22 protein-coding genes and 3 pseudogenes are annotated in these 24802 nt (G+C 43.6%); 23 read left to right on the top strand and 2 right to left on the bottom strand.

What is annotated here, in order from left to right; all coding sequences use genetic code 11:
* Positions 1-258 precede the first annotated feature (258 nt).
* The gene (locus LU279_RS06740; protein WP_274421777.1) at positions 259-1443 is read left to right on the top strand and encodes a toll/interleukin-1 receptor domain-containing protein; all 1185 of its coding nucleotides are present in this window, start codon (positions 259-261) and stop codon (positions 1441-1443) included.
* A gap of 477 nt (positions 1444-1920) precedes the next feature.
* On the opposite strand, the gene LU279_RS13540 is transcribed toward LU279_RS06740, so the two are convergent.
* Together LU279_RS13540 and LU279_RS06750 are read right to left on the bottom strand one after the other, a co-directional pair.
* The gene (locus tag LU279_RS13540; protein WP_334305585.1) at positions 1921-2049 is read right to left on the bottom strand and encodes a winged helix-turn-helix transcriptional regulator; all 129 of its coding nucleotides are present in this window, start codon (positions 2047-2049) and stop codon (positions 1921-1923) included.
* Positions 2050-2076: 27 nt separating this feature from the next.
* Entirely contained in the window at positions 2077-2955 is an 879-nt protein-coding gene (locus tag LU279_RS06750) for a LysR family transcriptional regulator (protein ID WP_274421778.1), read from the bottom strand.
* A gap of 138 nt (positions 2956-3093) precedes the next feature.
* On the opposite strand from LU279_RS06750, the gene LU279_RS06755 reads away from it, so the two are divergent.
* From LU279_RS06755 to ppdK, 22 genes and pseudogenes are all read left to right on the top strand, one after another.
* Positions 3094-3315: a hypothetical protein gene (locus LU279_RS06755; RefSeq protein WP_274421779.1), complete on the top strand. Its 222-nt coding sequence runs from the start codon at positions 3094-3096 to the stop codon at positions 3313-3315.
* A 10-nt stretch (positions 3316-3325) separates the two neighbouring features.
* A complete protein-coding gene (locus tag LU279_RS06760; protein WP_274421780.1) occupies positions 3326-4723 on the top strand; it encodes an MATE family efflux transporter in 1398 nt (465 codons plus the stop codon).
* A gap of 2 nt (positions 4724-4725) precedes the next feature.
* The gene (locus LU279_RS06765) at positions 4726-5502 is read left to right on the top strand and encodes an aldo/keto reductase (RefSeq protein WP_274421782.1); all 777 of its coding nucleotides are present in this window, start codon (positions 4726-4728) and stop codon (positions 5500-5502) included.
* A gap of 101 nt (positions 5503-5603) precedes the next feature.
* Positions 5604-6803: an iron-containing alcohol dehydrogenase family protein gene (locus tag LU279_RS06770; protein WP_274421784.1), complete on the top strand. Its 1200-nt coding sequence runs from the start codon at positions 5604-5606 to the stop codon at positions 6801-6803.
* A 13-nt stretch (positions 6804-6816) separates the two neighbouring features.
* On the top strand, positions 6817-7710 hold the full coding sequence (locus LU279_RS06775) for a DUF6282 family protein (RefSeq protein WP_274421785.1): 894 nt from the start codon (positions 6817-6819) through the stop codon (positions 7708-7710).
* A gap of 41 nt (positions 7711-7751) precedes the next feature.
* A complete protein-coding gene (locus LU279_RS06780; protein ID WP_274421787.1) occupies positions 7752-8495 on the top strand; it encodes a carboxymuconolactone decarboxylase family protein in 744 nt (247 codons plus the stop codon).
* Between the two features lie 73 nt (positions 8496-8568).
* Positions 8569-8928: pseudogene (locus LU279_RS06785) on the top strand (winged helix-turn-helix domain-containing protein); the annotation flags it as partial.
* Between the two features lie 9 nt (positions 8929-8937).
* A pseudogene (locus tag LU279_RS06790) lies at positions 8938-9408 on the top strand (terminase TerL endonuclease subunit); the annotation flags it as partial.
* Between the two features lie 62 nt (positions 9409-9470).
* Positions 9471-10013 carry a GNAT family N-acetyltransferase gene (locus LU279_RS06795; RefSeq protein WP_274421789.1) on the top strand — a complete coding sequence of 181 codons (543 nt, stop codon included), beginning with the start codon at positions 9471-9473 and terminating at the stop codon, positions 10011-10013.
* 32 nt (positions 10014-10045) lie between these two features.
* Positions 10046-10570: a flavodoxin domain-containing protein gene (locus tag LU279_RS06800; protein WP_274421791.1), complete on the top strand. Its 525-nt coding sequence runs from the start codon at positions 10046-10048 to the stop codon at positions 10568-10570.
* Between the two features lie 103 nt (positions 10571-10673).
* Complete coding sequence (locus LU279_RS06805; protein ID WP_274421793.1) at positions 10674-11912, top strand: phage portal protein; 1239 nt, start codon at positions 10674-10676, stop codon at positions 11910-11912.
* Positions 11913-11998: 86 nt separating this feature from the next.
* A complete protein-coding gene (locus LU279_RS13470; protein WP_330684582.1) occupies positions 11999-12376 on the top strand; it encodes an ATP-dependent Clp protease proteolytic subunit in 378 nt (125 codons plus the stop codon).
* Positions 12352-13662, top strand: a pseudogene (locus LU279_RS06815) (hypothetical protein); the annotation flags it as partial. The gene LU279_RS13470 and the pseudogene LU279_RS06815, both read left to right, overlap by 25 nt.
* A 78-nt stretch (positions 13663-13740) precedes the next feature.
* Positions 13741-14148, top strand: coding sequence for a phage holin family protein (locus LU279_RS06820; protein WP_274421795.1), 408 nt, complete (start codon positions 13741-13743; stop codon positions 14146-14148).
* 242 nt (positions 14149-14390) lie between these two features.
* Positions 14391-15968, top strand: coding sequence for an N-acetylmuramoyl-L-alanine amidase (locus tag LU279_RS06825; protein ID WP_274421796.1), 1578 nt, complete (start codon positions 14391-14393; stop codon positions 15966-15968).
* A 102-nt stretch (positions 15969-16070) separates the two neighbouring features.
* The gene (locus LU279_RS06830) at positions 16071-16388 is read left to right on the top strand and encodes a DUF6870 family protein (protein ID WP_274421797.1); all 318 of its coding nucleotides are present in this window, start codon (positions 16071-16073) and stop codon (positions 16386-16388) included.
* Between the two features lie 88 nt (positions 16389-16476).
* Positions 16477-17112 (top strand): zinc ribbon domain-containing protein, encoded by a 636-nt coding sequence (locus LU279_RS06835; protein WP_330684584.1) that lies wholly within the window; start codon positions 16477-16479, stop codon positions 17110-17112.
* Positions 17113-17166: 54 nt separating this feature from the next.
* The gene (locus LU279_RS06840) at positions 17167-17874 is read left to right on the top strand and encodes a metallophosphoesterase family protein (protein ID WP_274421800.1); all 708 of its coding nucleotides are present in this window, start codon (positions 17167-17169) and stop codon (positions 17872-17874) included.
* 28 nt (positions 17875-17902) lie between these two features.
* Positions 17903-19054 carry a hypothetical protein gene (locus LU279_RS06845; protein WP_274421801.1) on the top strand — a complete coding sequence of 384 codons (1152 nt, stop codon included), beginning with the start codon at positions 17903-17905 and terminating at the stop codon, positions 19052-19054.
* A 40-nt stretch (positions 19055-19094) separates the two neighbouring features.
* Positions 19095-20231, top strand: a complete 1137-nt coding sequence (locus tag LU279_RS06850; protein WP_274421802.1) for a hypothetical protein — start codon at positions 19095-19097, stop codon at positions 20229-20231.
* A gap of 454 nt (positions 20232-20685) precedes the next feature.
* The gene (locus tag LU279_RS06855; protein WP_274421803.1) at positions 20686-21936 is read left to right on the top strand and encodes a 6-phosphofructokinase; all 1251 of its coding nucleotides are present in this window, start codon (positions 20686-20688) and stop codon (positions 21934-21936) included.
* Between the two features lie 152 nt (positions 21937-22088).
* The gene (ppdK, locus tag LU279_RS06860; protein WP_274421804.1) at positions 22089-24719 is read left to right on the top strand and encodes a pyruvate, phosphate dikinase; all 2631 of its coding nucleotides are present in this window, start codon (positions 22089-22091) and stop codon (positions 24717-24719) included.
* The last annotated feature ends 83 nt before the right edge of the window (positions 24720-24802 follow it).

The following is a 24802-nucleotide window of genomic DNA, read 5'->3' on the forward strand; positions in this document are numbered from 1 at the left end:
AGTCTTTAGACTCCAGTGCCGGTAACAGACCCTTATAGGGTCAAAGCAAACCACCGGCTAAGCCGGTGGTCGTGATTGGGGAAAACGGAAGAGAGTTATTTTATGAATGAAAAAGTAAGGGGTGATGTATGGCGTGATCTGCGTCAAAAGTCTATCTAATCAATTTCTGGGATTACAATAATTATCCGTAATAATTTGTGGAAATCTCTTAGTGTGTTTTTAGGATAAGGCTCAATTTATATACGAAAGGATAATAAAATGATTTTTGTTAGTTACTCATGGATAAATGAAAGATCAGATGAAAGTGTCCTTCAACTGGTAGCAAAACTGAGAGAAAATGGATATGAGGCAGAATGTGATGTAATGAAGATTCAGGAGCATGCCTCTATAAATTTTATTGAAATGATGGCTAGAAATTTGCAGGAAGCGGAAAAAGTCATTGTAGTTTTATCAGAATCATATAAAAAGAAGGCTGATTCTTTTAGTGGTGGTGTCGGTGAGGAGTACCGTTATATTATCGGTAATATATCAAAAGAAACAAAAAAATATATATTGGTGTCATTTGATAGAAATTTGGCAAGAGTACAACCCAATTTTTTAAGTCAGAATCAGGTGATTTTTTTGGATGATGATAATGGTTTTAATCAGTTATTGTATAAGTTAAATAACATGGGAGAATATTCATTTCCGGAAGTTAATCAGAATAAAACAATACCGATTACAAAACAGATCAGCTCACAAAAAAATGAAGAATACAATTTTTTAAGATGCAACAGATATAACCTATTGGTATCATCCAGTGAAGCTGCCTGGGAAGAAGATTCTTATCAATTGGAGCGGAGCAGATGTTTGACATCCTATACTTCTCAGACAATCAAAGAAGCTTATGGCAAATTGGGAAGTGAACAGATTGAAAAAATAAAATCTTATCCCTGTATTTTTGCTTATGAAGATTGCGTAAGAAAAAATGCATATATTGGCTATATTACAGATATGGTTATCAGAAGTAAGGCTATAAAGTTTTATTTTCAAAAACAAGGAGTATTAACTTATGATGATTTACATAAGTATGCTTTTGAGTTCGATATTGAACTTACAGGAAGTATTACTGAATTAATGCATACACATTGGACTATAAAAGATGTTGATTTAGGAGAAGAAATTAGAAAAAGGGGTATTTCGGTTTTGCCATATAAGGGTAGCGGTTTAAAGGAAGCGATTATGCCATCAAATTCAATGGAATTGTTGGGGCTGTTACTTATGGAAGACAGTCCGGTAGATTATATGGGAAAATTATTTGAAAAAGCAGATGATAAAATGGATAGTAGATTAAGAGCTATGATGCGCGACTTAAAAGAAAAAGGATATCTTACATCATATTGGGCAGATGATGTACCGTATATGATTGACTTTAATGAAAGCGCATATTCTTTAAAACATTGAGTATACGTTGAGAGTTTTTCTATAGGAGCTTTTATTATATAGTATAATGAATGAGTCTTATCACATGTTGAAACCGTCTGCTTGCTGTCCAAGAAACCCCGCTAAATCAAAGGGTTTCAGCGATTCCGGGCAGATAGAAGCGTGTGTTTTTCTGTTTGGATGGACTGAAATTTGTTTGGTGTTACTGAGGTGGGGTAAGAAAAATGAACGTTTTGGCAAAAGGAAGAAGGTTGATAAAAGATTAATTTGTTTATCACGGCAGTATCTTGAAAAATCCTGAAAAAGCCAGTAAATTTAAGGGTTTTGTGGAGATAAAGGCGTTTACTACGCCATTTTTAAAGAGCCCTGAAATGACATAGTAGCTTTAGACTAATAGAGAGATGTATAAACGGCAGTTTCCCTTTTGCGGAAGCTGCCGTTTATACATTATCAACAGAAAAATTATAACATCCAATCATTCGGGATATATTCATATTCTCACATACAGAATAGTTGAAGAATGGGCATTAAAGAGTTCCCTACTTCTAATAGACGGTATTCTACTCTCGGAGATACTTCCGCATACAACTTGCGATATACAAGACCATATCCAGCGATAATTTGGATATGGCCTTTGTCAGTTTCTTTTTATATTTATGGTGCATCAATCAACTCTCTTATCTGTTCAATAAATTTCTCTGCCGCCTTAGAGAATATTGGATACCGTTTCCATGCAAGACCATATTGAATTTTTATTGCTGGTTCAAGTGGACGGAAACAAAGCGTTTGACTCTCGCTGGTATCTACCAGTGTCCGCAGTGCAAACGCATATCCCAGTCCATTTTTAATTAAAAGAGAAGGGTTGTTAAACAAAATGTCGAAGGTGGCAATGGTATTCAGCTGCTCCGTAGAAATCCCAGCCCAGGCGGAAAGTTCCCTCTGCAAGCCAATACGCTGAGGCAGGATGAGCGGAACACCTTGAATGTCCTCTGGGCGAATGACTTCTTTGGATGCAAGAGAGCAATCTTTTTGCATGAGCAGTCCCCATTCGTCGGTTTCATTCAGGGGAAGATGCTCATATTTCACAAGGTCAACAGGTTCGATCAGAATACCGAAATCCAAGGTGCCGTGGTCGAGCCGCTCCATCAGCGTTTCAGCGTCACCATTGAAAAACTGAAACTTCACTCCCGGATACCTGTTCGCTATCAGAGAGGTTGCCTGTGCCACGACAGGGGACTGGGCCCCGCCGATAGAAATAACACCGCCGATCAAATCAGAATCCTGGGCAATTTCTCGCCTGGTTTTTTCGCACAGCATCAGGATTTCATCTGCACGCTTACGGAGAAGTACACCTTCTTCGGTTAGCGTGATTTTTCTTTTGCCACGAATGAAAAGCTGCTTTCCTAATTCCTGTTCTAATTCCATCAGCTGTTTCGATAGTGAAGGCTGCGTAATATGCAGAGATTCCGCAGCACGAGTAATGTTTTCTTCTCGTGCAACTGCTAAAAAATAGCGAAGCAATCGTAATTCCATCGGTATTCCTCCTTGTTGCTTTTGTCATCATTATATACGCCGTAATCATTCCTGTAAACTATGATTTTTCATTGCTTATAAGTATTTGATATGAAAGGAAAAGCGTTATATACTTTGAACAACAAAGGAGGGACGCAAATGAATCATCAAATAGCTTCAGATGCTATCATACAAAATTTGAAGGATGCCGGATGTGAAGACGGTTTCATTGAGAGATTTATTTTGGCATTAGAAAATAACCAAAATAAAGAAGTATTTTTATTGCTTCGTGGATGGCGGAACAGTCTGCTTGATGAAATACACAATAATCAGCACAAGCTGGATTGTCTTGACTATCTGATACGAAAGTTAGGAGGTTAAAGAATATAACATGAACGCATTAGCTTTGAAAAGAAAAGCTTGCAAAAACGAGAATCAACCGGCAGCCCTGATGACGGAAGGCAGTATTTTCAAAAACATTTTGTTTTTTTCTGTTCCATTGATTTTAGGGAATCTCCTGCAGCAAATGTACAATGCCGTTGACTCCATCATTGTTGGAAACTATGTTGGCCGGGATGCACTTGCGGCTGTTGGTTCCAGTACATCTTTGATTTACTTGTTGATTGCATTCAGCCAGGGGGCTGCTGTTGGTGCAGGCGTGGTAGTTTCCCAATACCTGGGAGCCAAGGATGAAAAGGGAGTCCATGCCTCTGTTCATACGGCATTGGCGATCTCAGTAATACTTGGGCTGATTCTGACAGTGGGTGGGATTTTATTCAGCCGCCCACTGCTGGTCTGGATGAACACTCCCACGGAGATTTTACAGGAAGCAGTCACTTATCTGCAGCTTTACTCCGGTGGGATGGTATTTAATGTAGTTTACAATATGGTCGCCGGCATTATGAACGCTGCAGGAAATTCAAAACGTTCTCTGCGCTATTTAGCGGCTGCATCCATTGTCAATGTGGTTTTGGATTTGCTTCTGATTGCGGGATTCCAAATGGGGGTTGCGGGAGCTGCAATTGCAACCAATATCAGTCAGGTTGTTTCCTGTGTATTGGCAATGCTGTTTCTGATGGGCGTCCCCGAACAGTACCGGGTGAATTGGAAGGAAATCAAAATTCAGAAACGAGTTGCCCTCCGGATCATTCAAATTGGTCTGCCCACTGGGTTTCAAAATATGGTCATCTCCCTTTCCAATATGCTGGTTCAGTCCAGCGTGAATGCATTCGGTGCGGCGGCTATGGCGGGGTTTGGTGCTTACATGAAAATCGACGGATTCAATATCCTGCCCATTACCAGCTTCAGCATGGCAGTCACTACCTTTACGGGACAGAACTATGGCGCCGGGAAATTTGACCGGGTAAAAAAGGGCATGGTTGTGACCATGATGATGGGAGTCATTTATACACTGGTGCTGGGAGCCTTGCTGCTTACTTTTTCGGAACCAGCCATCCGGCTGTTTAACCAGGATGCTGATGTAATCGCAATCGGCATGACTGCCATGCGATACTTTTGCCCGTTCTACTGGACACTCAGTATCATGCACGCACTGGCAGGTACGGTTCGTGGTACTGGAAAGAGCGTCCCACCGATGGTAATTTTGATTCTTTCTCTATGTGTGTTCCGTATGGGGTGGGTCGCATTTGTTATGCCGTATTTCAGCACCATTGACGGTGTGTTTGTACTGTATCCGGCGTCTTGGATTTTAGGAATGATTTTAATGGCTTTGTACACATGGAAGGGAAAATGGTTTTCTGTTCCAGAGAAAATGAATGGAGGAATTTGAACATGAAAAATACAGTGATGCTCAATAACGGCATTCAGATGCCGAAAATCGGATTCGGTGTGTTCCGGATCAACGACATAGAGGAATGTGAGGAAGCTGTTTTGCAGGCAATTCAGAGCGGCTATCGCCTGATTGACACAGCAAGCGCCTATGAAAATGAAGAAGCTGTTGGACGTGCCATCCGGCGCAGCGGCGTTCCCCGTGAGGAACTGTTCGTGACCACAAAGCTGTGGATCACGGATACCAGCTATGAAGGAGCCAAGCGGGGGTTCCGGCGCTCTATGGAGCGGCTGGGGTTGGATTACATCGACCTCTATCTGATTCATCAGCCTTTCCACGACTACTATGGTGCATGGAGAGCCATGGAAGAACTGTACGCAGAAGGAAAAGTCCGGGCAATCGGCGTGGACAATTTTACGCAGGACCGGCTGGCGGATTTCATCTTCTTCAACAAGATCAAGCCCGCGGTCAATTTGATCGAGTGCAATGCCTTCTTCCAGCGGGAGAACGACCTTGCCTATCTGAACAGCCAAGGAATCCAGATGCAGGCGTGGTCCCCTCTGGCTGCCGGCAGCGAGGGGCTTCTTGATAACCCGCTGCTGCGTCAGCTCAGTCAGAAATACCAGAAGTCTGTGCCGCAGATCGTTCTGCGGTGGCTCATCCAGCGCGGCATCGTCCCGCTGGTGAAAAGTGTAAAGCCTGAACGAATGAAGGAAAACCTTGGGCGTTTTCGACTTTGCGCTTTCTGCGGAGGACATGGAGCAGATCACCGCTCTTGATACAGGGCACAGCTGCTTTCCGCCCCGCCCCGCCGGTCAGGACGTCCATGCCTTTTTGAAGGCCGCACAGGATTTTCAGGTCTGAGAGGAAGGTGATCATAATGAAGTCATACGAAAAAGGAAAGCTTCCGCAGATTATCTGGGGGAGCAAAAGCGCCGACCGTGTGGGAACTGAACTGAAAAAAGCCGATGTGCAGAAATGTCTTCTTGTATCGGGAAGCCATGTGATAAAACACCCTATCACCCAGAAAATCATTCACTCTCTGGAAAGCATTGGCATTACCTGTGATGTTTTTGACCGGGTATTGCCGGAACCTACCGATTCTCTGTGTATCGAAATTGCACAGGAAATCAAGCGCAACCACTACGACTGTATTCTGGGCATTGGTGGCGGCAGTCCTATGGATGCGGCAAAAGCAGCTTCTTTGATTGCCGGAATCCCGGAAGATATTGAAGATCTGCATGAATACGGTAAGACTGGCGCTCGTATGCGGGAGCAGTGGAACCGTCCCTGTATGCTGGTTTTGCTGCCGACGACCTCAGGCACAGGAGCCGAGACAACGGCCAGCGCCGTTATTTCCAGCGAAAAACATGGAATGAAATTCAGCTTTGGCAATCGGAATACGGCTCCTGATTTGTGCATCATCGACCCGGAATTTACGCTGGGAATGCCTGCAATGCCAACAGCCTATGGCGGCGTGGATGCACTGGCACATACAGTTGAAATTCTGGTCGGTACGGGAGCCAATGCGTATACCAATACGATTCTGTTGTCCTGCCTGAAAAAAATCTGGACTTGGCTTCCGATTGCGGTACAGGAGCCGGAGAATCTGGAAGCCCGTGAACAGCTCTCATGGGCAGCCCATAATGCCCTTGCAAATGGCGGTGTTCCCAACGGCCATGCAGTTGCTCATGCCATTGGCTCGCTGTATCATGTGGTTCACGGTCACGCTTGTATGATGGTATTACCTACGGTCATCCGCCATTTTGCGGAAACCGCTCAGGAAGCAATCGGACAAATTGCCGTCCGGATTGGCGTGCCGGTAACCGGCGATGCCCAAACGGATGCCGAACGTGTGGCAAATGCAATTTTATCGTTTTACAAAAGCCTTGGTATGAAGCCGCTGCGGGAAACCTTGCAGGAAAAAAGATGCCTTGACGATGAGCAAACCTTTATTGAAAAAATGATTCCGGTGGTTATGGATGATTTCAAATCTCACCAATGGCTCCCGCCCATTCATACAGGAGACTATCGAGAGAAAGTTGGCAGAGTGTGTTCTGCAATTTACGAAGAAAAGTGAGGATATAAATGAGATGAAAGATATTGAAAGTTTACTGCATGGAGCCATTGATATGCATGTTCATGCTTACCCCGATGTGAGCCTGAACCATCCGCAGCACAGGACAAACGATGATGTGATTGCACAATGTCGAGAAGCCGGAATGGGTGGTCTTGTGCTGAAAACACATGGCTGGCCCAGCGTTGGACTGGCACATCAGCTCAATAGCGAACATGATGATTTTACCGTGTATCCCAGCGCATCGCTGAATACGGTGGCAGGCGGGCCTCATCCGTGGGTCGTTGAAATGGCCATTGAGATGGGCTGCAAAATGATTTGGCTCCCCACATGGAGCGCAGCCAGTGATTATGAGCATACAGGTTTTGGTGTTATTGCGGAAAAGTATATTCCAAGATGCAAGACCGGAATGCGGGAACAGGATTTTTACTATCTGTTGGACGAAAAAGGACAGCTGTTAGAGGAAATTAAGGAATGTGTGGTACTTTGCCGAGAGCATGATGTTGTTCTCGGTACTGGCCACATCAGTGCAGAGGAGAGCTTTGTGGTAGGCCGTTTTGCACAGGAGATCGGCTTTAATAAGGTGTGCCTGACACATCCAAGCAGCAGCTGCTCCTTCAATCAATTTGAGCAGATCAAGGCATTTGCCCAGATGGGGCACTATATCGAATTGTGCGCACTCAATGTAGCGCCCATGTATACATCTACGACCATCGAGGAAATGGGATGCATCATCAAAGAAGTCGGAGCCGATCATTGCTATATCTCGACTGACCACTTTTTTGACTGGACACCTTCTATTCCCCAGCAGATCTATCAAGTTCTAGGCTGTCTGTTAGAGGTAGGCATCCGCTATGAAGAACTGCAAACGGTGATGGATACACCCAAGCTGTTGTTTGGTGTGAAGTGAGGCAACGAGCCTAAAACGAATATGGAAAGGTGGAAAATAAAATGAAGCAAACCGCAGGCAGAGATGCGTTAGGTGAATTTGCTCCCAAATTTGCGCAGCTTAATGATGATATTTTATTCGGTGAAGTGTGGTCGAGAGAAAACGCCCTATCACTGCGCGACCGTTCCCTTGTCACGGTGGTTGCACTCATGAGCCAAGGATTGGTCGATCCTTCTTTTCAATATCGTCTTGCAAGCGCAAAGAAAAACGGCATAACGAAAACTGAAATCGCAGAAATTTTGACCCACGCCGCTTTTTATGCGGGTTGGCCAAAAGCATGGGCGGCGTTCCGCATGGCAAAAGAAGTTTGGAATGAAACTGTCCCGGCTGAGAACGGGAAAGAACAGCATGAAAACAGCATGATTTTTCCAATCGGACAGACAAATGACGCTTATGCCCAGTATTTCAGCGGTCAAAGTTATCTGGCCCCGATTTCTACGCAGCAGGTTGGCGTATTCAATGTCACCTTTGAACCCGGATGCCGCAACAACTGGCATATCCATCACGCAGACAAAGGAGGCGGACAAATCCTGATCTGTGTCGCAGGGCGAGGTTTCTATCAGGAATGGGGGAAAGACCTCGTTGAAATGAACCCCGGCGACTGCATCAACATCCCAGCGGGTGTGAAACACTGGCATGGAGCAGCCCCGGACAGCTGGTTCTCCCATCTGGTAGTAGAGGTGCCGGGAGAGAATTCTTTCAATGAATGGTTGGAGTCAGTAGATGGTATAGAATATAAAGAATAAGTTTTCAATATTTAAGAGTTCTTCAGCGCAAACGGAGAACATATTCAGAGTCTAATAATGTAACAATATGAGGATGTGGTTCAATGGGAAATTAGTCGTACTGGATATAACAGAAACCGGCAGACAGATTGGAGAAAAATTAGCGGTATTACTTAGCGCAGAACAGCAAATAAATCTGACACAATATCTTCTTTATGCCAATGGAAAAGGAACCGATACAGACTCCTTTTTAAGAAAATTCAGTAAAACATTGGATGCCTCTCTCACGGAAATTCGGGAAGGCGATTTATACCTCTGTCTGGAACAACGACTTGTGATTGTTCGTGAACAGGAAATATGTCTGACAGTCAAAGAGTTTGAGATATTGTTTTTGCTTGCCAGCAACCCGAACAGAGTATTGACCTATGAGCTTATCATGGACTTGGTGTGGCATGAGGATTACGCCTACTATGATGTGTGGGCAAAGCAGGAGAAGCTGATGACCACGGAAGGAAATGTCATCTATTATGGTTTTATTGAGAATTTTATAGATGAGCTGGGGAAGAAATTTCATATTAAAGAGATTGCCTTTGACCGATGGGGAGCAGTGCAGATGGTACAGAATATGGAAGGACTGGGATTTACCGTGATTCCTTTCGGGCAGGGATTTAAGGATATGTCACCGCCGAGCAAGGAACTGATGAAGCTGACACTGGAACAAAGAATCGCACATGGAGGACATCCGGTACTGCGGTGGATGATGGATAATATCTTTGTGCGGACAGACCCGGCAGGGAATATCAAGCCGGATAAGGAGAAATCTACGGAGAAGATTGATGGTGCAGTTGCAACGATCATGGCACTTGACCGGGCAATCCGTAATGGCGGCAGTATGGGAAGTGTGTATGATGACAGGGGGATTTTGGTGTTCTAATCCGGTTCAGATTGTGGTATTATTGAGAGAAATAGAATTTGAGTTTATAAGGAGGCTGGAATATGGTATTAAGTACAGAACGACTGCTTTTGCGTCCGTGGAAGGAAACGGATGCAGAGAGTTTATATGAATATGCAAAAAATCCGGAAGTTGGACCGATTGCAGGGTGGCCGCCGCATAAAAATATTGAAGAAAGCCGTGAGGTTATACAGAATGTTTTTAATGGAAAAGAGTGTTATGCGGTCTGTTTGAAGTCAGACAATCGGGCGGTTGGCGCTATCGAACTGAAGCTGAATGGCACTACGGATATGACGGATAAAGATGATGAGTGTGAACTTGGTTACTGGATAGGTCAGGAGTTTTGGGGTCAGGGGCTGATTCCAGAAGCTGCCAGAGAGTTGCTGCGGCATGGGTTTGAAGATCTCGGAATGAAAATCATATGGTGTGGATATTATGAGGGGAATACGAAATCAAAAAGAGTGCAGGAGAAACTAGGATTCGTTTATCACCATACTTGTAATGATGTGCCTGTACCACTCATGGGAGAGACAAGAATCGGGCATACAAACTATATGACAAGAGAACAATGGAAAGCTAATAGATAGAGGTAAACAGGAAGTTGTAGAGGAAATGATATATGAATACTTTAATTATATATGGCAGTCAGTATGGCACAACAAAGCAATATGCAGAAAAATTTGCAGAAATGACGGGATTTCCAGTTATCAGCTATGAAGATATAAAAACCGTGACTGATTATGAGCGAATAATCTATTTTGGTGGTTTATATGCAGGCGGCATTAAAGGGTTAAAGAATATAGTTAAACAATTATCTCCAAATACAAAGCTGGTTATCGTGACAGTAGGATTAGCAGATGTATGTGATAAGGAAAATATAAGCAATATCAGAAATTCCATAAAAAAACAAGTGCCAGAGCATTTATTAAAAAATTCATCTGTTTTTCATTTAAGAGGTGGGATTGATTACAGCAAATTGAATTTCAAGCACAAGACTATGATGAAAATGTTATATCATTCTCTTAAAAACAAGCCAGTTGAAAGCCTTACGCAAGAAGATAAGGCACTGATAGAAACCTATAACAAAAAAGTAGATTTTGTTGATTATGATTCGCTAAAACAAATTGTAGAGGTAACTCAATAAATCTCAGTTTGATGAAATGCTTTATAATAAAAAACAGAAACCTATCACAGAACAGCATCTCTTCGGAGGTGCTTTCTTTTTACCCATTTTTAAGGAGGAGCCCATGAATCTCAAATCCATTTTAGGTATCCGGGGAGCGAGGGATAAGCCGAAAGCTAGCTACGGCGGTTCTGCTTATTCCTTTTTCTTTGGAAGAAGCACCAGCGGGAAAACGGTAAATGAGCGGACTGCCATGCAAACCACGGCGGTGTATTCCTGTGTGCGGATTCTTTCAGAAGCAGTGGCATCATTGCCGATTCATGTTTACCGTTATACAGATAACGGAAAAGAACGGGTATACACCCATCCACTGTATCATCTGCTCCATGACGAGCCGAATCCGGAGATGACTTCCTTTGTATTTCGGGAAACGTTGATGAGCTATCTTCTGGTGTGGGGCAACGCCTATGCACAGATCATCCGTGACGGGAATGGAAAGGTGCTGGCTTTGTATCCGCTCCTGCCGGATAAGATGGAGGCAGAGTGGGATGAGCATGGACAGCTTTATTATATTTATACCCGGAACAGTGATGAGAATCCCAACTTTAAAGAATACGGCAGAGTGTATCTCAGAGAGCAGGATGTGCTTCACATTCCGGGGCTTGGATTTGACGGACTGGTAGGATATTCCCCCATTGCCATGGCAAAGAATGTGGTGGGAATGACGCTGGCCTGTGAGGAATACGGGGCTTCTTTCTTTGAGAACGGAGCAAATCCCGGAGGTGTTCTGGAGCATCCGGGTGTGCTGAAAGACCCGGCAAAGGTCAGGGAAAGCTGGCAGTCGGTGTACGGCGGCAGCAGGAACGCCGGGAAGGTGGCTGTGCTGGAGGAGGGGATGAAGTACCAGCAGATCGGCATCCCGCCGGAGGAAGCACAGTTTCTGGAAACAAGGAAGTTCCAGATTAATGAGATTGCAAGGCTGTACCGGATTCCGCCTCACATGGTGGGAGATTTGGATAAATCCAGTTTTTCCAATATCGAGCAGCAGTCTCTGGAGTTTGTGAAGTACACCTTAGACCCGTGGGTAATCCGGTGGGAGCAGTCTTTGCAGAGGACGCTGCTTCTGCCGCAGGAGAAGCAGGAGTATTTCATCAAGCTTAATGTGGATGGGCTTCTCCGTGGGGATTACCAGAGCCGGATGAACGGGTATTCCGTAGGACGGCAGAATGGATGGCTGTCAACGAATGATATTCGGGAGATGGAGGATATGAACCTGATTCCGAAAGAGGAGGGCGGAGATCTGTACCTGATCAACGGAAATATGACAAAACTGAAGGATGCCGGGTCATTTTATGTGGAGTAAGTGATTATGTGTAGATGCACATAAAATTTTTGCGGGAAAAGGCAGTGAGGCGGAAAATAAAATAGCAAAGCAATAGGAGCCAACAGGTGAAGGAAAAATCATCTGCTGGCTTTCTTTTTGCAAAAAAGCAGGAAGCGAGGACAGGAATGAAGCGGAAGTTTTGGAACTGGGTAAGAAATGAGGCAGAAGAGGAACGGACTCTGGTATTGAACGGACAGATTTCCGATGAGACATGGTTCGGGGATGAGGTGACTCCGAAGCTGTTTCAAAAAGAGCTGGATGCCGGGGCAGGAAACATCACGGTCTGGATCAATTCTCCGGGAGGAGATGTGTTTGCGGCGGCACAGATTTACAACATGCTGATGGAGTACAGCAGGAACCGATACCAGTTGACTCATCTTCTGGAGAAAGGTCATGCGAAGCGTGGAGGCGGAAGGGTGCGGGCGATAACATCCTTGGGCTGAATCCCATGGGTATTTTTTACTGTGAGGCGGAATATTCCACGGGAATGGTATGGACGGGAACACTCCTTCCAATCTGCCCCAACATGATTGGCGGTATCCTGCTGTTTCCCAAAGCACTGGAGGAAAATGTGGATAACATTTATGTGCAGTCAGATAATCTCCCGGTGGCCTATGCTTCCAACAATGTCAATTCCACAGCGAATACGGCAAGGGGAAGCCTGAACCTGACAGAGAGCAAGAAGCTGGATAACGGCTACAAGTTTGTGTGGGAATTTACTCCAAGCCAGGGGAACGGCACCATTGCGGCGGTGGCTCTTACCAGCGCTTTGGGAGGGCAGAACGGATTTGGGAGCCTTGTGGGTGATGCCAGCACATTTTTACAGTTAAAGGCGGTAGATATCGGTTCTCTTGGCGCGGCGAAGCAGGTAATCCTGTTTGGTGCCGTGGAGGTGGATTTTGAAAAGAACCTGCTGTATTCCATGACATTTAAAAATTCCAGTGTGTGTATCAAAAAGGTAAGGATGCCGATCTTCAGTATCTGGCTTAATGAAAAGCTGGATGACAGCACGTTTACCGTACTGGAGGATAAGGCAGTTGCAGCTTCCACGTTCCGGTTTCTGGGAGATTATACGCTGTATGGGGAATTTATGGATGGGAAAGACGGGTACTGGTATGGACTTTCCAATGAAGGAAATTCTTCGGGAAACACCACAATGGTCTGGGTGAAAATATCCAAAGAGGATTATTCTATCACAGAGGGCGAATGGACGCTGTCCAACGCAAAGCTGATGCCAGTAGGAGAGCGGGATGAAACGGCAACTTATCCAGAGCGTATTGTTCAATGTTGTATGAGGAGTGGCTTTCTGTATGTACCAGCTTATAACAAAAAGGGGATTTATAAGATCAACACCGCAAATTCTGCAGATGTGACGCTGATTGAGTTTGGATTTACGTCCAAATGGAAGCCTCTGTGTGACACCGGAAGCTGTGAGGTCTATATGACACTGATCGGAGATTTGATTGTGGCAGGGGATTTTCAGGTCACAGCGGAGGATACAGTCATCCGCACACAGGGCAGCTTCCGGCTGAATGATGCGGCAACACCGCTCTTTCAGTATAAAAATTTTCTGGTGGGATGGGGCGGCAGTTATGGAAGTGAATACCGTACCATGTATCTGCTCACGCCGTATCTGGCAACTATCAATAACCTTTCTTCGGCGGTGGTGAAAACCGTGGACAAGACCATGAAGATCACCTATACGCTGACGGAAGAGGAAAACGTATAAATGAATCAGGGATAAGGGCGGCGGCTTTTCGGAGCAGGCCGCTTTTTCCATATAAAAAAGAAAGAGAGGGATTCTTCTATGAAAGAATTTGTCAATGTGATGCAGTGTGGGTTTGCGGCCGTAGGCGGTTTCTTCGGCTGGTTTGTAGGCGGTCTGGACGGGTTTATCTATGCACTGGTGGTATTTGTGGTGGTGGATTACCTGACCGGGCTGATGGCTGCGGCGGTGGAGAAGAAGCTGTCCAGTGAGGTGGGGTTCAAAGGAATTTTTAAGAAGGTAGTGATTTTCTGTCTGGTGGCATTGGGACACATCATTGACTGCTATGTCATTCAGGACGGGAGTGTGCTGAGAACGGCAGTCATTTTCTTCTACCTGTCCAATGAGGGGATTTCCATTTTGGAAAATGCATCCCGCATTGGGCTTCCGGTACCGGAGAAGCTGAAAATGGTGCTGGAGCAGTTACACAAGGAGAAAGAGGAAAAGTAGAAATCGGGCAAGGCAGAGGAAATCAGGAAAAGCGAATAGAAAAGCAGGAGTGGGCATTGGCGGAAAAGCTGGTGCCTTTTTTGTATGATAGAAACTTCGTTATCTATCATACAAAACGCTCTGCGAGGATCGCACTGCGGCGGTGCGGAATCATGTCACTGATGTGACCCGCCGCAGGCGTAGAATCCTGCAGTGGCAGGATTCTTTTTCAACGTCAAAATCAGAAAGAGAGGTCAGGGAATATGAAGCTGATTCAGAATTATCTTACGAAGTCTGACTGTTACCAGTCTGGAAGAAAAATTACAGTGAAAGGACTGATGATTCATTCCGTTGGCTGTCCGCAGCCGAAGGCATCTGCATTTATGAATAACTGGAATAAGAGTGGGGCAAATGCCTGTGTCCATGCCATTGTGGAACCGGACGGGGATGTGTATCAGATTCTGCCGTGGAACCACAGAGGCTGGCACTGCGGCGGTGTCGGGAACAACACTCATATCGGAGTGGAACTGACGGAGCCGTCTACCATCCGTTATACAGGCGGAGCGAACTGGACGGAGACCGGGGATGGGAGCAATACAAAGAAGCATGTGCTTGCGACCTACAAGTATGCAGTGGAACTGTTTGCCTATCTTTGTAAACAGTATAAGCTGAATCCATTAGCGGATGGTGTGATCATCAGCCACAGTGAGGGATGTAAAAGAGGGATTGCCAGTAATCGCGGGGATGTGGAGCATATCTGGAACCGATTTGGACTGACGATGGCACAGTTTCGTAAGGATATCAAAGCAAAGATGAACGGTGGTGCGGATTCCGGGAATGGTTCAGACACCTCCTCTTATACGAAGATTATGGGAAAATCCGTGGCGACTGTAGAGCAGATGCGGGCGTATATCAGGAAGAAAAATCTGTCCGTGGAACAGTCCGTATTGGATATGATTCCGCTGTATCTTTCCGAGGGAGAGGCAGAAGGTGTGAGAGGGGATATTTCTTTTGCCCAGTCCTGTCTGGAAACGGGAAACTTTGGGTTCAGCCAGAGTGCGGTCATGTTGGAACAGAATAATTTTGCCGGGATGGGTGTGACACAGAATGGCATGAAAGGGCTGTCCTTTGAAACACCGCAGATGGGAATCCGGTGTCAGGTTCAGCACTTAAAAGCCTATGCCTGTGAGGATGGTTTGAAGAATGAGAATATCGATCCACGTTTCAGATATGTTACAAGAGATTCTGCCCCTTATGTGGAATGGCTGGGGATTCAGGAAAATCCGCAGGGGAAAGGCTGGGCGGCAGGAGCTGGATATGGTGCAAAGATTCTTACGATTTTGAAGAATATCATTGGGGATGCAGGAAATTCGTCTGGGAACGAGGAGAAGCCAGAGCAGCCTGTCAAGCCGCTTTCCGGGTTTGTGAAGGTGTTCTATAAAGGGAAAGACGGACTGAATGTACGGACAGCACCATGTATGGGGGGTAACGTAGACCAGGTGGTATTTGACGGTATTTACACGGTGGTAGGAATCAGTGCAGACGGACAGTGGTACAAGCTGAAATCTGGGCTGTATATCACCACGGGAAAAGAGTATGTGCAGTTCATGGAGAAGCTGCCGGAAATGTCTTCCTATATGGTAAAGGTTAATATTCCAGATTTGAACATTCGAAAGGGCCCCGGAACGGATCATGCAAGAACAGGGCAGTTCACGGGAGTGGGTGTATTTACCATTGTGGAAGAAGCGGAGGGGAAAGGTGCTTCCAAGTGGGGGCTGCTGAAATCCTATCAGAAGGAACGCAATGGATGGATTGCGTTGGATTATGCGGTGAGGGTGTAAGGAATCTACAATGTTTGATCATCTGTCAGTTACAGCCGGAGTTTTCTCCGGCATACATACCGGTTCAGAGGTATGAATCCAGAAAAGACCAGGAGGCAGATTATGACATTGCAGGAATTGGAAGCAATGAGAAAGGTGGATGTAACAAAGGCTGAAAAAGAGAGCCTTGTAGATATTCGTGAGATTACGGTGGATAAGGAACTTCCTGTGGAAGAAAGAATACGGGATTTTATGGATAAAGTGAAGAATCCATACTGTTTCCGGGTGGGTTCTGTTGCAGTAAAAGTGGCCTTTACAAAAGATGGCGGCAGCTTCGAGGAGCGGTTTGAGAAAATGCTGGCAGGGCTATATGGTACGTGCAATTCCATCTCGTATGTTGTATACTTTGATTATCCATTTGGATACCTCCTATGCTTTTGATATGACCTGCGAAACCAATATCATTATAGCATAGGAGTTTTTTTATACTCTAGGTAACGCTACGGCTTTGCCTCGGCCCCCATTTCAAATGGGGGATATATATATTATTCATTATTCCGTCATAATCTGTCCATACTGCGGGCTTCGGCTGCGTCCCGGAAAGACGGAGAATAATTACATGATATGCCCGACAGGGAGGCATCACAAAGAAAGTCAGTGCCGGAATGTGAGGATTCGGAAGAAAGTGGCAGAGGCCACACTTCTGGAACTGGTAAGGAATCAGGCAGAACTGCTGATAGATGCGGAGAAGATTCTGAAAGAGAAGCAGAAGAAACGGAAAGAAAAACCGGGAATGGATGTGGAACTTCTGAAATCGGAAATGAAGAAACTGGATGCAGGGAAAATTTCGGATTACGAAAAGTATCGGGAAGGAAAGCTTACAAGGGAAGCATTTCTGGAGAAGAAAAAGACTCTGGATGCAAGGAAAGAAGAACTTACCAGTCTTATGGAAGAGGCAGAGGAAAATGCAGTTGCAGAGGATATGGGGAGCCGTGAGTTTGAGGAGGCTTTCCATATCTGTGAATATGCCGGACTGGAAACTTTTGATAAAAGTGTGATTGCTTCCCTGATTTCCAGTGCAAAGGTAATGGGGGAAGACAGGCTGGAAGTGACGTGGAAAAATCAGGATATTTATGAGAAGATTTTTGAAAATATCCGGTCATGATATGGTATAATAAGGGTGTCCGTCCGAGGGCGGGCATCCGGAAAGGAATTGGATATGATATACATAACGGGTGATACCCACGGACAATTTGGGCGAATTGAGGAATTTTGTGAACGGCAGAAGACCAGCCGTGAAGATATATTAATTATACTTGGAGATGCAGGGATAAATTTCAGCGGACAGAAACAGGATAGTTTAAAGAAAAGATTTCTGGAATCCCTGCCGATTACACTTTTCTGCATTCATGGGAATCATGAGCAGAGACCTTATACGATAGACAGCTATAAAGAAAAAAGCTGGCATGGCGGTAAGGTTTATTATGAAGAAGAATACCCGCATCTGCTCTTTGCGAAAGATGGGGAAGTGTTTGAGCTGGATGGGAAGCAGGCTATTGTCATGGGCGGAGCATACAGTATTGATAAGATGTTCCGGCTGATTTACGGATATGGCTGGTGGGAAGATGAACAGCCGTCAGAGGAAATAAAGCAGTATGTGGAAGCTCAGTTGGATAAGCTGGGATGGAAAGTGGATGTAGTGCTGAGTCATACCACACCATTGAAATATGAGCCGGTGGAAGTGTTCCTGACGGGGGGTGACCAGAGCAAAGTGGATAAGTCTACGGAAGTGTGGTTGGATGGGATTGAAGATAGGCTGGAATATCAGAAGTGGTATTGCGGGCATTATCATACGGAGAAGAAGGTTGACAGGGTGGAGATAATGTTTGAGAATTTTGATGTGTTTTGTGAATGTGTGGTTGAATAATATGGGATGATAGCCGGAGGTGAGAAGGATGAAATTATGTATGACATGCAAAACTTGTGAATTTGGTTTTTGTAGAGAAAATACAGATAATAGTAAATGTGAATACAGTGGCGAAATAGTACCAGAAGATAAAGGATGTGACGCATGGGGCGCATCATTGGAGTATTTTTCAGAAATCACTCAAAATGCTCCATGGTATATTAAAGAACCATACGACAGATGTCAAATAAATTATAGACAATTCTTGGATTTTTTACAAAAGGATGGAGATGGGGTAGGAATTGAAATCAACATTTATGATGCCATTGAAAGGATTTATGGATTAACACCATGGGAACTGGCTGGGGTGTTAGATGTATCTATAGGGGTAATTGGATATGCCAGATGTCGGGGAACAATAGCTAAGAGAAAGAAACCGTTTTCAAGCAGATTACATATTCCAGAGAGATTTTTTGATAAGTTCTTATCTACAGAACTTGATGCACTGAAAAAATATAAAGAGGAATTCTATGAGTTTTATGGAAGTGAAATGGTAGAAAAACTTAAACAAAATGGCATCAATGCAATGGATGAAAAATTCCAAAGAGAAATTGCTATTGATAAAATTAGAAATGAAAGATACCGAGAGGAAAATCAATACAAATATCAGTACAAGGAGAAAAATAAAATGTATCATGATTTATCAGATGATTATAAATCCAGGGATTATGTAGTGGCGATAACACTGAAAGAAGGGAATTATTTCGGAAATATATTTTATGAATATGGTTCTGGTGAATATGGCTTATCTGTTACAATAATGAGTGATATATTAGAATTTATTGAAAATCTTAGTTGTGAAGAGATTGATGAATTAAATGAAGAAGGGCTATTAAACAATAACATAGGTTTGAAATCGGATATTAATGGAAAAGAGATTCACTTTGAATTAAGAAATGAAAATGGTGATGTCTTAAAGAAGACAGTATTTGAGGAAGAATTACAGAAATATATTGTGGGATATGAGATGATTAGATGTGATGGACACGGAATGAAAAAAGAACGAAGGAAATGTATTTCTTGTAAAAACTTTCAACCAATAGAGGGATGTGCAAAAGGAAATTGTTCTGCTAGAGGAGATGTGGTTCAAAGGAGCAGAATTATATGTGCTTTTGATTATGTTCCGATAGAAAATGAATAGTTGAAATTTGAACCAAAGATTATATAAAAATAGGAGATTTATGAAAAGAAAATTTAAATATATGAGAAAAAAATTCAAGAATTCTATTTGTGAATTTTCAGCAAAGCTTAATTGGTTGTATACAGCGATTATAGTTATGATTGTTATTGGCATAGTAATTCTGATATCCTCTCATTGGATAAGTGATGCTGATGCTAAGAATATTTGTGTAGGTTTAGGAACAGGTATTGTAACATCAGCATTAGTATCTTTATATATTGATGCTATTAATAGAAAGGTTGAAAAGAATAAACTGTCTAAATACAAAAATATGCTTTTAAATCCTTTGTATAATGCAGTTAGATCCCTCTATATACATATTGCTTTGAAGATTAATGAGTATCGGATTAGAGAAGAAATGTCGGGATATTTATTCCTGCCAATGGAAAAAACAGAGGAGCTATCGAATTTTTTAAATAAACTAAAGGCGTATGATTTGAATGGTATAGGTGAGGAGAAAAAGAAACAACTCAATGATATGCTTTGTATTTCAGATGTGTATTATAGGGAATTCATAAGTCAATTCAGAGGTTTACCTTTAGATAGTTTGTTATATGAAAATTTGATTTCACGTGAGGAGTACGAAAAATTAAAAAGGTTTGATATAGTAAATGCATGTAGAGGTTATCTTTCTAAGATTTCAGAAAATTCTATATCAGAGCAGGAGAAATATACTTTAAGCATACAATTGCTTCATGGAATGATGGTGTTAATGAATCGCATATTAAAAGTATTTCCAGATATGGCAAGCAAAATAAATTATGAAAATAATTGGATTAAGAATAATCTGGATGATATATATTACTATGAAGTATATATGAATTCGGAAGAATATGCAGAGAAAATGATGGAGAGAATGGAGGCAGAAGCAGAATATTATGCAGAACATCCAGAAGAATTAGAGCAAATGGAAGAAACGGAAGAAGACGAGTTGCATCGCAAAATAAATGAGGCGATTTGGGCCGGCAACGTTGACGTAATCAAGGAATGTTTTCCCCAAATAGATAAAAATAATAAGCAAATTCAATCAGAATTGACGTGGAATATAGCGAAAGATGTCATGAAAGATAAAGAACTTAGAAAAATGTATTTTGAAAAATATGGTGTAAAATATAAAATGAGGAAGGAAAAAAAGTAAAAAATATTTTGTCCCATACTTGACATGAGCTGATGGAAACGGGAGAACCGGACGTCTACTTTTAAACCAGTAGCTTATTAATGCGGGTTTGCTGCCGATTCTTGTAGTGGATCCATCCAAGTACAGACAGGCATTTCGGAGATATGATAAAAATGGCGATATATCTATGATGGTGTATTTGATTGCAAAAGGAGAACAGCAGTCGCTGGACAGAGTGAAGACGCTGTGGCAAAAGATAAAAGAAAAAGGTATGTAGAGGAACAAGAATCGGTATTTACATCATGTATGTAATTCTGTTTTGCAGATTGCTTTTATTTGTGAAACTGTACATTTTGACAATATATGATTTGAAATAAAATAATATTATATGCAAAATATATAATATGAACTTGACGAATTGAGTATATATTGTTAAAATTAACAATTATAGGTTGTTGCACAGGAGGAACAGAATATGGCAAAAAAAAGAAATATTATTGTAGGACAGTCAGGAGGACCAACCTCTGTTATTAATTCCAGTCTGGCAGGAGTTTATAAAAATGCCATTGAGCGAGGCTTTGACAAGGTATACGGAATGCTCCATGGGGTACAGGGACTGCTGGATGAACAGTATGTGGATTTGTCTACACAGATTCACTCGGAACTGGATATTGAGCTTCTGAAGAGAACTCCGTCTGCTTTTCTTGGTTCCTGCCGTTACAAGCTTCCGGAAATACATGAAGACAGAGAAATTTATGAAAAGCTTTTTGGAATTTTGAATAAGCTGAGTATTGATACGTTTATTTATATCGGCGGCAATGATTCCATGGACACCATTAAAAAATTGTCGGATTACGCGATCCTGACCGGACAGAAGCAGAAATTTATCGGTGTCCCGAAAACAATTGACAATGACCTTGCTCTCACAGATCATACGCCGGGATTTGGAAGTGCGGCAAAATACATAGGCGCTTCCACAAAAGAGGTGATCCGAGATGCAGAGGGTCTGACCTATAAGAAAAAAATGATTACTATTATGGAAATCATGGGACGAAATGCTGGGTGGCTTACCGGAGCGGCTGCTCTTGCAAAAACAGAGGACTGCGAAGGACCGGATCTTATTTACCTTCCGGAAATCCCTTTTAACATGGAAAAGTTCCTTACAAAGGTTAAAGATCTTCTTGTGAAAAAAGATTCTATTGTTATTGCAGTGTCTGAGGGGATCAAACTGGCTGACGGACGCTATGTGTGCGAACTGGGAAGCTCCAGTGATTATGTGGATAATTTTGGACATAAGCAGCTTCAGGGAACTGCCGCCTATCTGGCAAATTTCCTGGCAGGAGAATGCGGCTGCAAAACAAGAGCCGTGGAATTTTCTACTCTTCAGAGAAGTGCATCCCATATGGCTTCCCGTACAGATATTGACGAGGCGTTTATGGTAGGAGGGGCAGCTGTTAAAGCAGCAGATGAAGGAGATACCGGCAAAATGGTCGTAATTGACCGTGTTTCCGATGACCCATACATGGCAAAGACAGGTATCTATGATGTACACCGCATTGCAAATGAGGAAAAACTGGTTCCGAGAAACTGGATGACAAGAGATGGTTCTTATGTGACAGAAGATTTTATTGACTATATAAAACCGTTGATCCAGGGGGATTATCAGCCGATTATGGTGAATGGTCTTCCGAGACATCTTGTACTGAATTTAAAGAAAAAACGTTGATATTATATGAGTGCAAAGGGGGAAATTACAGTTTTTCCCCCTTTTTTTGAGTTTGACCTTGACTATTCGGGGAGAAATCTATACAATAACTATGTGCGTATAAAAACATATTTTTATGTTTAAAGAACAAAAATTTAGGAGGAAAATGTAAAATGGCAAAATGGGTTTACATGTTTACAGAAGGTAACGCTACTATGAGAAACCTTCTGGGTGGTAAAGGTGCCAACCTTGCTGAAATGACAAGCCTGGGTCTTCCTGTACCGCAGGGCTTCACAATCACAACAGAAGCCTGCACACAGTACTATGAAGACGGCAGACAGATCAATGACGAGATCATGGCTCAGATCATGGAAGCGATCACCAAAATGGAAGGAGTTACCGGAAAGAAATTCGGTGACAAAGAAAATCCTCTGCTTGTTTCCGTTCGTTCTGGTGCAAGAGCATCCATGCCGGGTATGATGGATACTATCCTGAACCTTGGTTTAAATGAAGAAGTTGTTCATACTTTAGCTGAAAAATCCAACAACCCACGTTGGGCTTGGGACTGCTACAGAAGATTCATCCAGATGTACTCTGACGTAGTTATGGAAGTAGGCAAAAAATATTTTGAAGAGCTGATCGACAAAATGAAAGAAGAGAAGGGCGTAACTCAGGACGTTGAGCTTACTGCTGAGGATCTCGAAACTCTTGCTAATCAGTTCAAAGCTGAATATAAAGAAAAAATCGGTGCTGATTTCCCGTCTGATCCGAAGGAGCAGTTAATGGGAGCTATCAAAGCTGTATTCCGTTCCTGGGACAACCCGAGAGCAAACGTATACCGTCGTGACAACGATATCCCATATTCCTGGGGTACTGCTGTAAACGTACAGATGATGGCATTCGGTAACATGGGTGATGACTGTGGTACAGGTGTTGCCTTCACACGTGACCCAGCTACAGGTGAGAATGGTCTGTTCGGTGAGTTCCTTACAAATGCTCAGGGTGAGGACGTTGTTGCCGGTGTTCGTACACCAATGCACATCTCCGAGATGGAAGAGAAATTCCCGGAAGCATTCGTAGAGTTCAAGACTGTATGCAATACTCTTGAGAAACACTACAGAGATATGCAGGATATGGAGTTTACTGTAGAGCATGGTAAACTGTATATGCTTCAGACACGTAACGGTAAGAGAACTGCTCAGGCTGCTCTGAAGATCGCTTGTGACCTTGTTGACGAGGGAATGAGAACAGAAGAAGAAGCTGTAGCAATGATCGATCCTCGTAACCTTGATACACTGCTTCATCCGCAGTTCGATGCTCAGGCTCTTAAAGTTGCTACACCAATGGCAAAAGCACTTGGCGCTTCTCCGGGAGCTGCTTGCGGTAAAATCGTATTCACAGCTGATGATGCTGTAGAGTGGGCTGCAAGAGGCGAAAAAGTTGTTCTTGTTCGTCTTGAGACTTCTCCGGAAGATATCACTGGTATGAAATCTGCTCAGGGTATCCTGACAGTTCGTGGTGGTATGACATCTCACGCAGCAGTTGTTGCTCGTGGTATGGGTACCTGCTGTGTATCCGGATGCGGCGAGATCGCTATGGATGAAGAGAATAAGAAATTTACACTTGCTGGCAAAGAGTTCCATGAAGGAGACAGCATCTCCCTCGATGGTTCTACAGGTAACATCTACGACGGAATCATCCCGACTGTAGACGCTACAATCGCTGGTGAGTTCGGAAGAATCATGGGATGGGCTGACAAATACAGAACACTCAAGGTTCGTACAAACGCTGATACTCCGGCTGACGCTAAAAAAGCTCGTGAGCTTGGCGCAGAAGGTATTGGTCTTTGCCGTACAGAGCATATGTTCTTCGAAGGCGACAGAATCGACGCTTTCCGTGAGATGATCTGCTCTGAGACAGTAGAAGAAAGAGAAGCAGCTCTTGAGAAGATCCTTCCGGAGCAGCAGGGAGACTTCGAGAAGCTGTATGAGGCTCTGGAAGGAAACCCGGTTACTATCCGTTTCCTGGATCCGCCGCTTCATGAGTTCGTTCCTACTACAGAGGAAGATATCAAGAAACTTGCTGATGCTCAGGGCAAAACTGTTGAGCAGATCAAGACTATCATTGATTCTCTCCATGAGTTCAACCCGATGATGGGTCATCGTGGATGCCGTCTTGCGGTTACTTATCCGGAAATCGCTAAGATGCAGACAAAAGCAGTTATCCGTGCAGCTATCAACGTGAAGAAAGCACACGCTGACTGGAACGTTTGCCCAGAGATCATGATTCCGCTTGTAGGCGATATCAAAGAGCTGAAATATGTTAAGAAATTTGTTGTTGAGACAGCAGACGCTGAGATCGCAGCAGCAGGCGTTGACCTGAAATACGAAGTTGGTACAATGATCGAGATCCCGAGAGCAGCTCTTACTGCAGACGAGATCGCTAAAGAAGCTGACTTCTTCTGCTTCGGTACAAACGACCTTACACAGATGACATACGGATTCTCTCGTGATGATGCTGGTAAGTTCCTTGACGCTTACTATGACGCTAAGATCTTTGAGAACGATCCATTTGCAAAACTGGATCAGGTTGGCGTTGGCAAGCTTATGGAAATGTCTATCAAACTTGGAAAACCGGTTAACCCGAACCTTCATGTAGGTATCTGTGGTGAGCACGGCGGAGATCCATCTTCCGTAGAGTTCTGCCATAAGATCGGTCTTAACTATGTATCCTGCTCACCGTTCCGTGTACCGATCGCTCGTCTGGCAGCAGCTCAGGCAGCAATCGCTGAGAAGAACGCGTAAGATAAATTTGTCACGGGGCAAAGCCATATATCCTGTTTTGGGGCAAAACCCATATCCGGGATAAAGGCTTTATCCTGTATATA

The organism is Blautia sp. XA-2221 (genome assembly GCF_028767025.1).
In the GTDB taxonomy this organism is placed as follows: Bacteria; Bacillota; Clostridia; order Lachnospirales; family Lachnospiraceae; genus Blautia_A.

Coding starts and splice junctions, on each gene's coding strand:
- LU279_RS06740 (WP_274421777.1), top strand. CDS start 259: ATGATTTTTGTTAGTTACTCATGGATAAATGAAAGATCAGATGAAAGT.
- LU279_RS06750 (WP_274421778.1), bottom strand. CDS start 2,955: ATGGAATTACGATTGCTTCGCTATTTTTTAGCAGTTGCACGAGAAGAA.
- LU279_RS06755 (WP_274421779.1), top strand. CDS start 3,094: ATGAATCATCAAATAGCTTCAGATGCTATCATACAAAATTTGAAGGAT.
- LU279_RS06760 (WP_274421780.1), top strand. CDS start 3,326: ATGAACGCATTAGCTTTGAAAAGAAAAGCTTGCAAAAACGAGAATCAA.
- LU279_RS06765 (WP_274421782.1), top strand. CDS start 4,726: ATGAAAAATACAGTGATGCTCAATAACGGCATTCAGATGCCGAAAATC.
- LU279_RS06770 (WP_274421784.1), top strand. CDS start 5,604: ATGAAGTCATACGAAAAAGGAAAGCTTCCGCAGATTATCTGGGGGAGC.
- LU279_RS06775 (WP_274421785.1), top strand. CDS start 6,817: ATGAAAGATATTGAAAGTTTACTGCATGGAGCCATTGATATGCATGTT.
- LU279_RS06780 (WP_274421787.1), top strand. CDS start 7,752: ATGAAGCAAACCGCAGGCAGAGATGCGTTAGGTGAATTTGCTCCCAAA.
- LU279_RS06795 (WP_274421789.1), top strand. CDS start 9,471: ATGGTATTAAGTACAGAACGACTGCTTTTGCGTCCGTGGAAGGAAACG.
- LU279_RS06800 (WP_274421791.1), top strand. CDS start 10,046: ATGAATACTTTAATTATATATGGCAGTCAGTATGGCACAACAAAGCAA.
- LU279_RS06805 (WP_274421793.1), top strand. CDS start 10,674: ATGAATCTCAAATCCATTTTAGGTATCCGGGGAGCGAGGGATAAGCCG.
- LU279_RS06820 (WP_274421795.1), top strand. CDS start 13,741: ATGAAAGAATTTGTCAATGTGATGCAGTGTGGGTTTGCGGCCGTAGGC.
- LU279_RS06825 (WP_274421796.1), top strand. CDS start 14,391: ATGAAGCTGATTCAGAATTATCTTACGAAGTCTGACTGTTACCAGTCT.
- LU279_RS06830 (WP_274421797.1), top strand. CDS start 16,071: ATGACATTGCAGGAATTGGAAGCAATGAGAAAGGTGGATGTAACAAAG.
- LU279_RS06835 (WP_330684584.1), top strand. CDS start 16,477: ATGGGGGATATATATATTATTCATTATTCCGTCATAATCTGTCCATAC.
- LU279_RS06840 (WP_274421800.1), top strand. CDS start 17,167: ATGATATACATAACGGGTGATACCCACGGACAATTTGGGCGAATTGAG.
- LU279_RS06845 (WP_274421801.1), top strand. CDS start 17,903: ATGAAATTATGTATGACATGCAAAACTTGTGAATTTGGTTTTTGTAGA.
- LU279_RS06850 (WP_274421802.1), top strand. CDS start 19,095: ATGAAAAGAAAATTTAAATATATGAGAAAAAAATTCAAGAATTCTATT.
- LU279_RS06855 (WP_274421803.1), top strand. CDS start 20,686: ATGGCAAAAAAAAGAAATATTATTGTAGGACAGTCAGGAGGACCAACC.
- ppdK (WP_274421804.1), top strand. CDS start 22,089: ATGGCAAAATGGGTTTACATGTTTACAGAAGGTAACGCTACTATGAGA.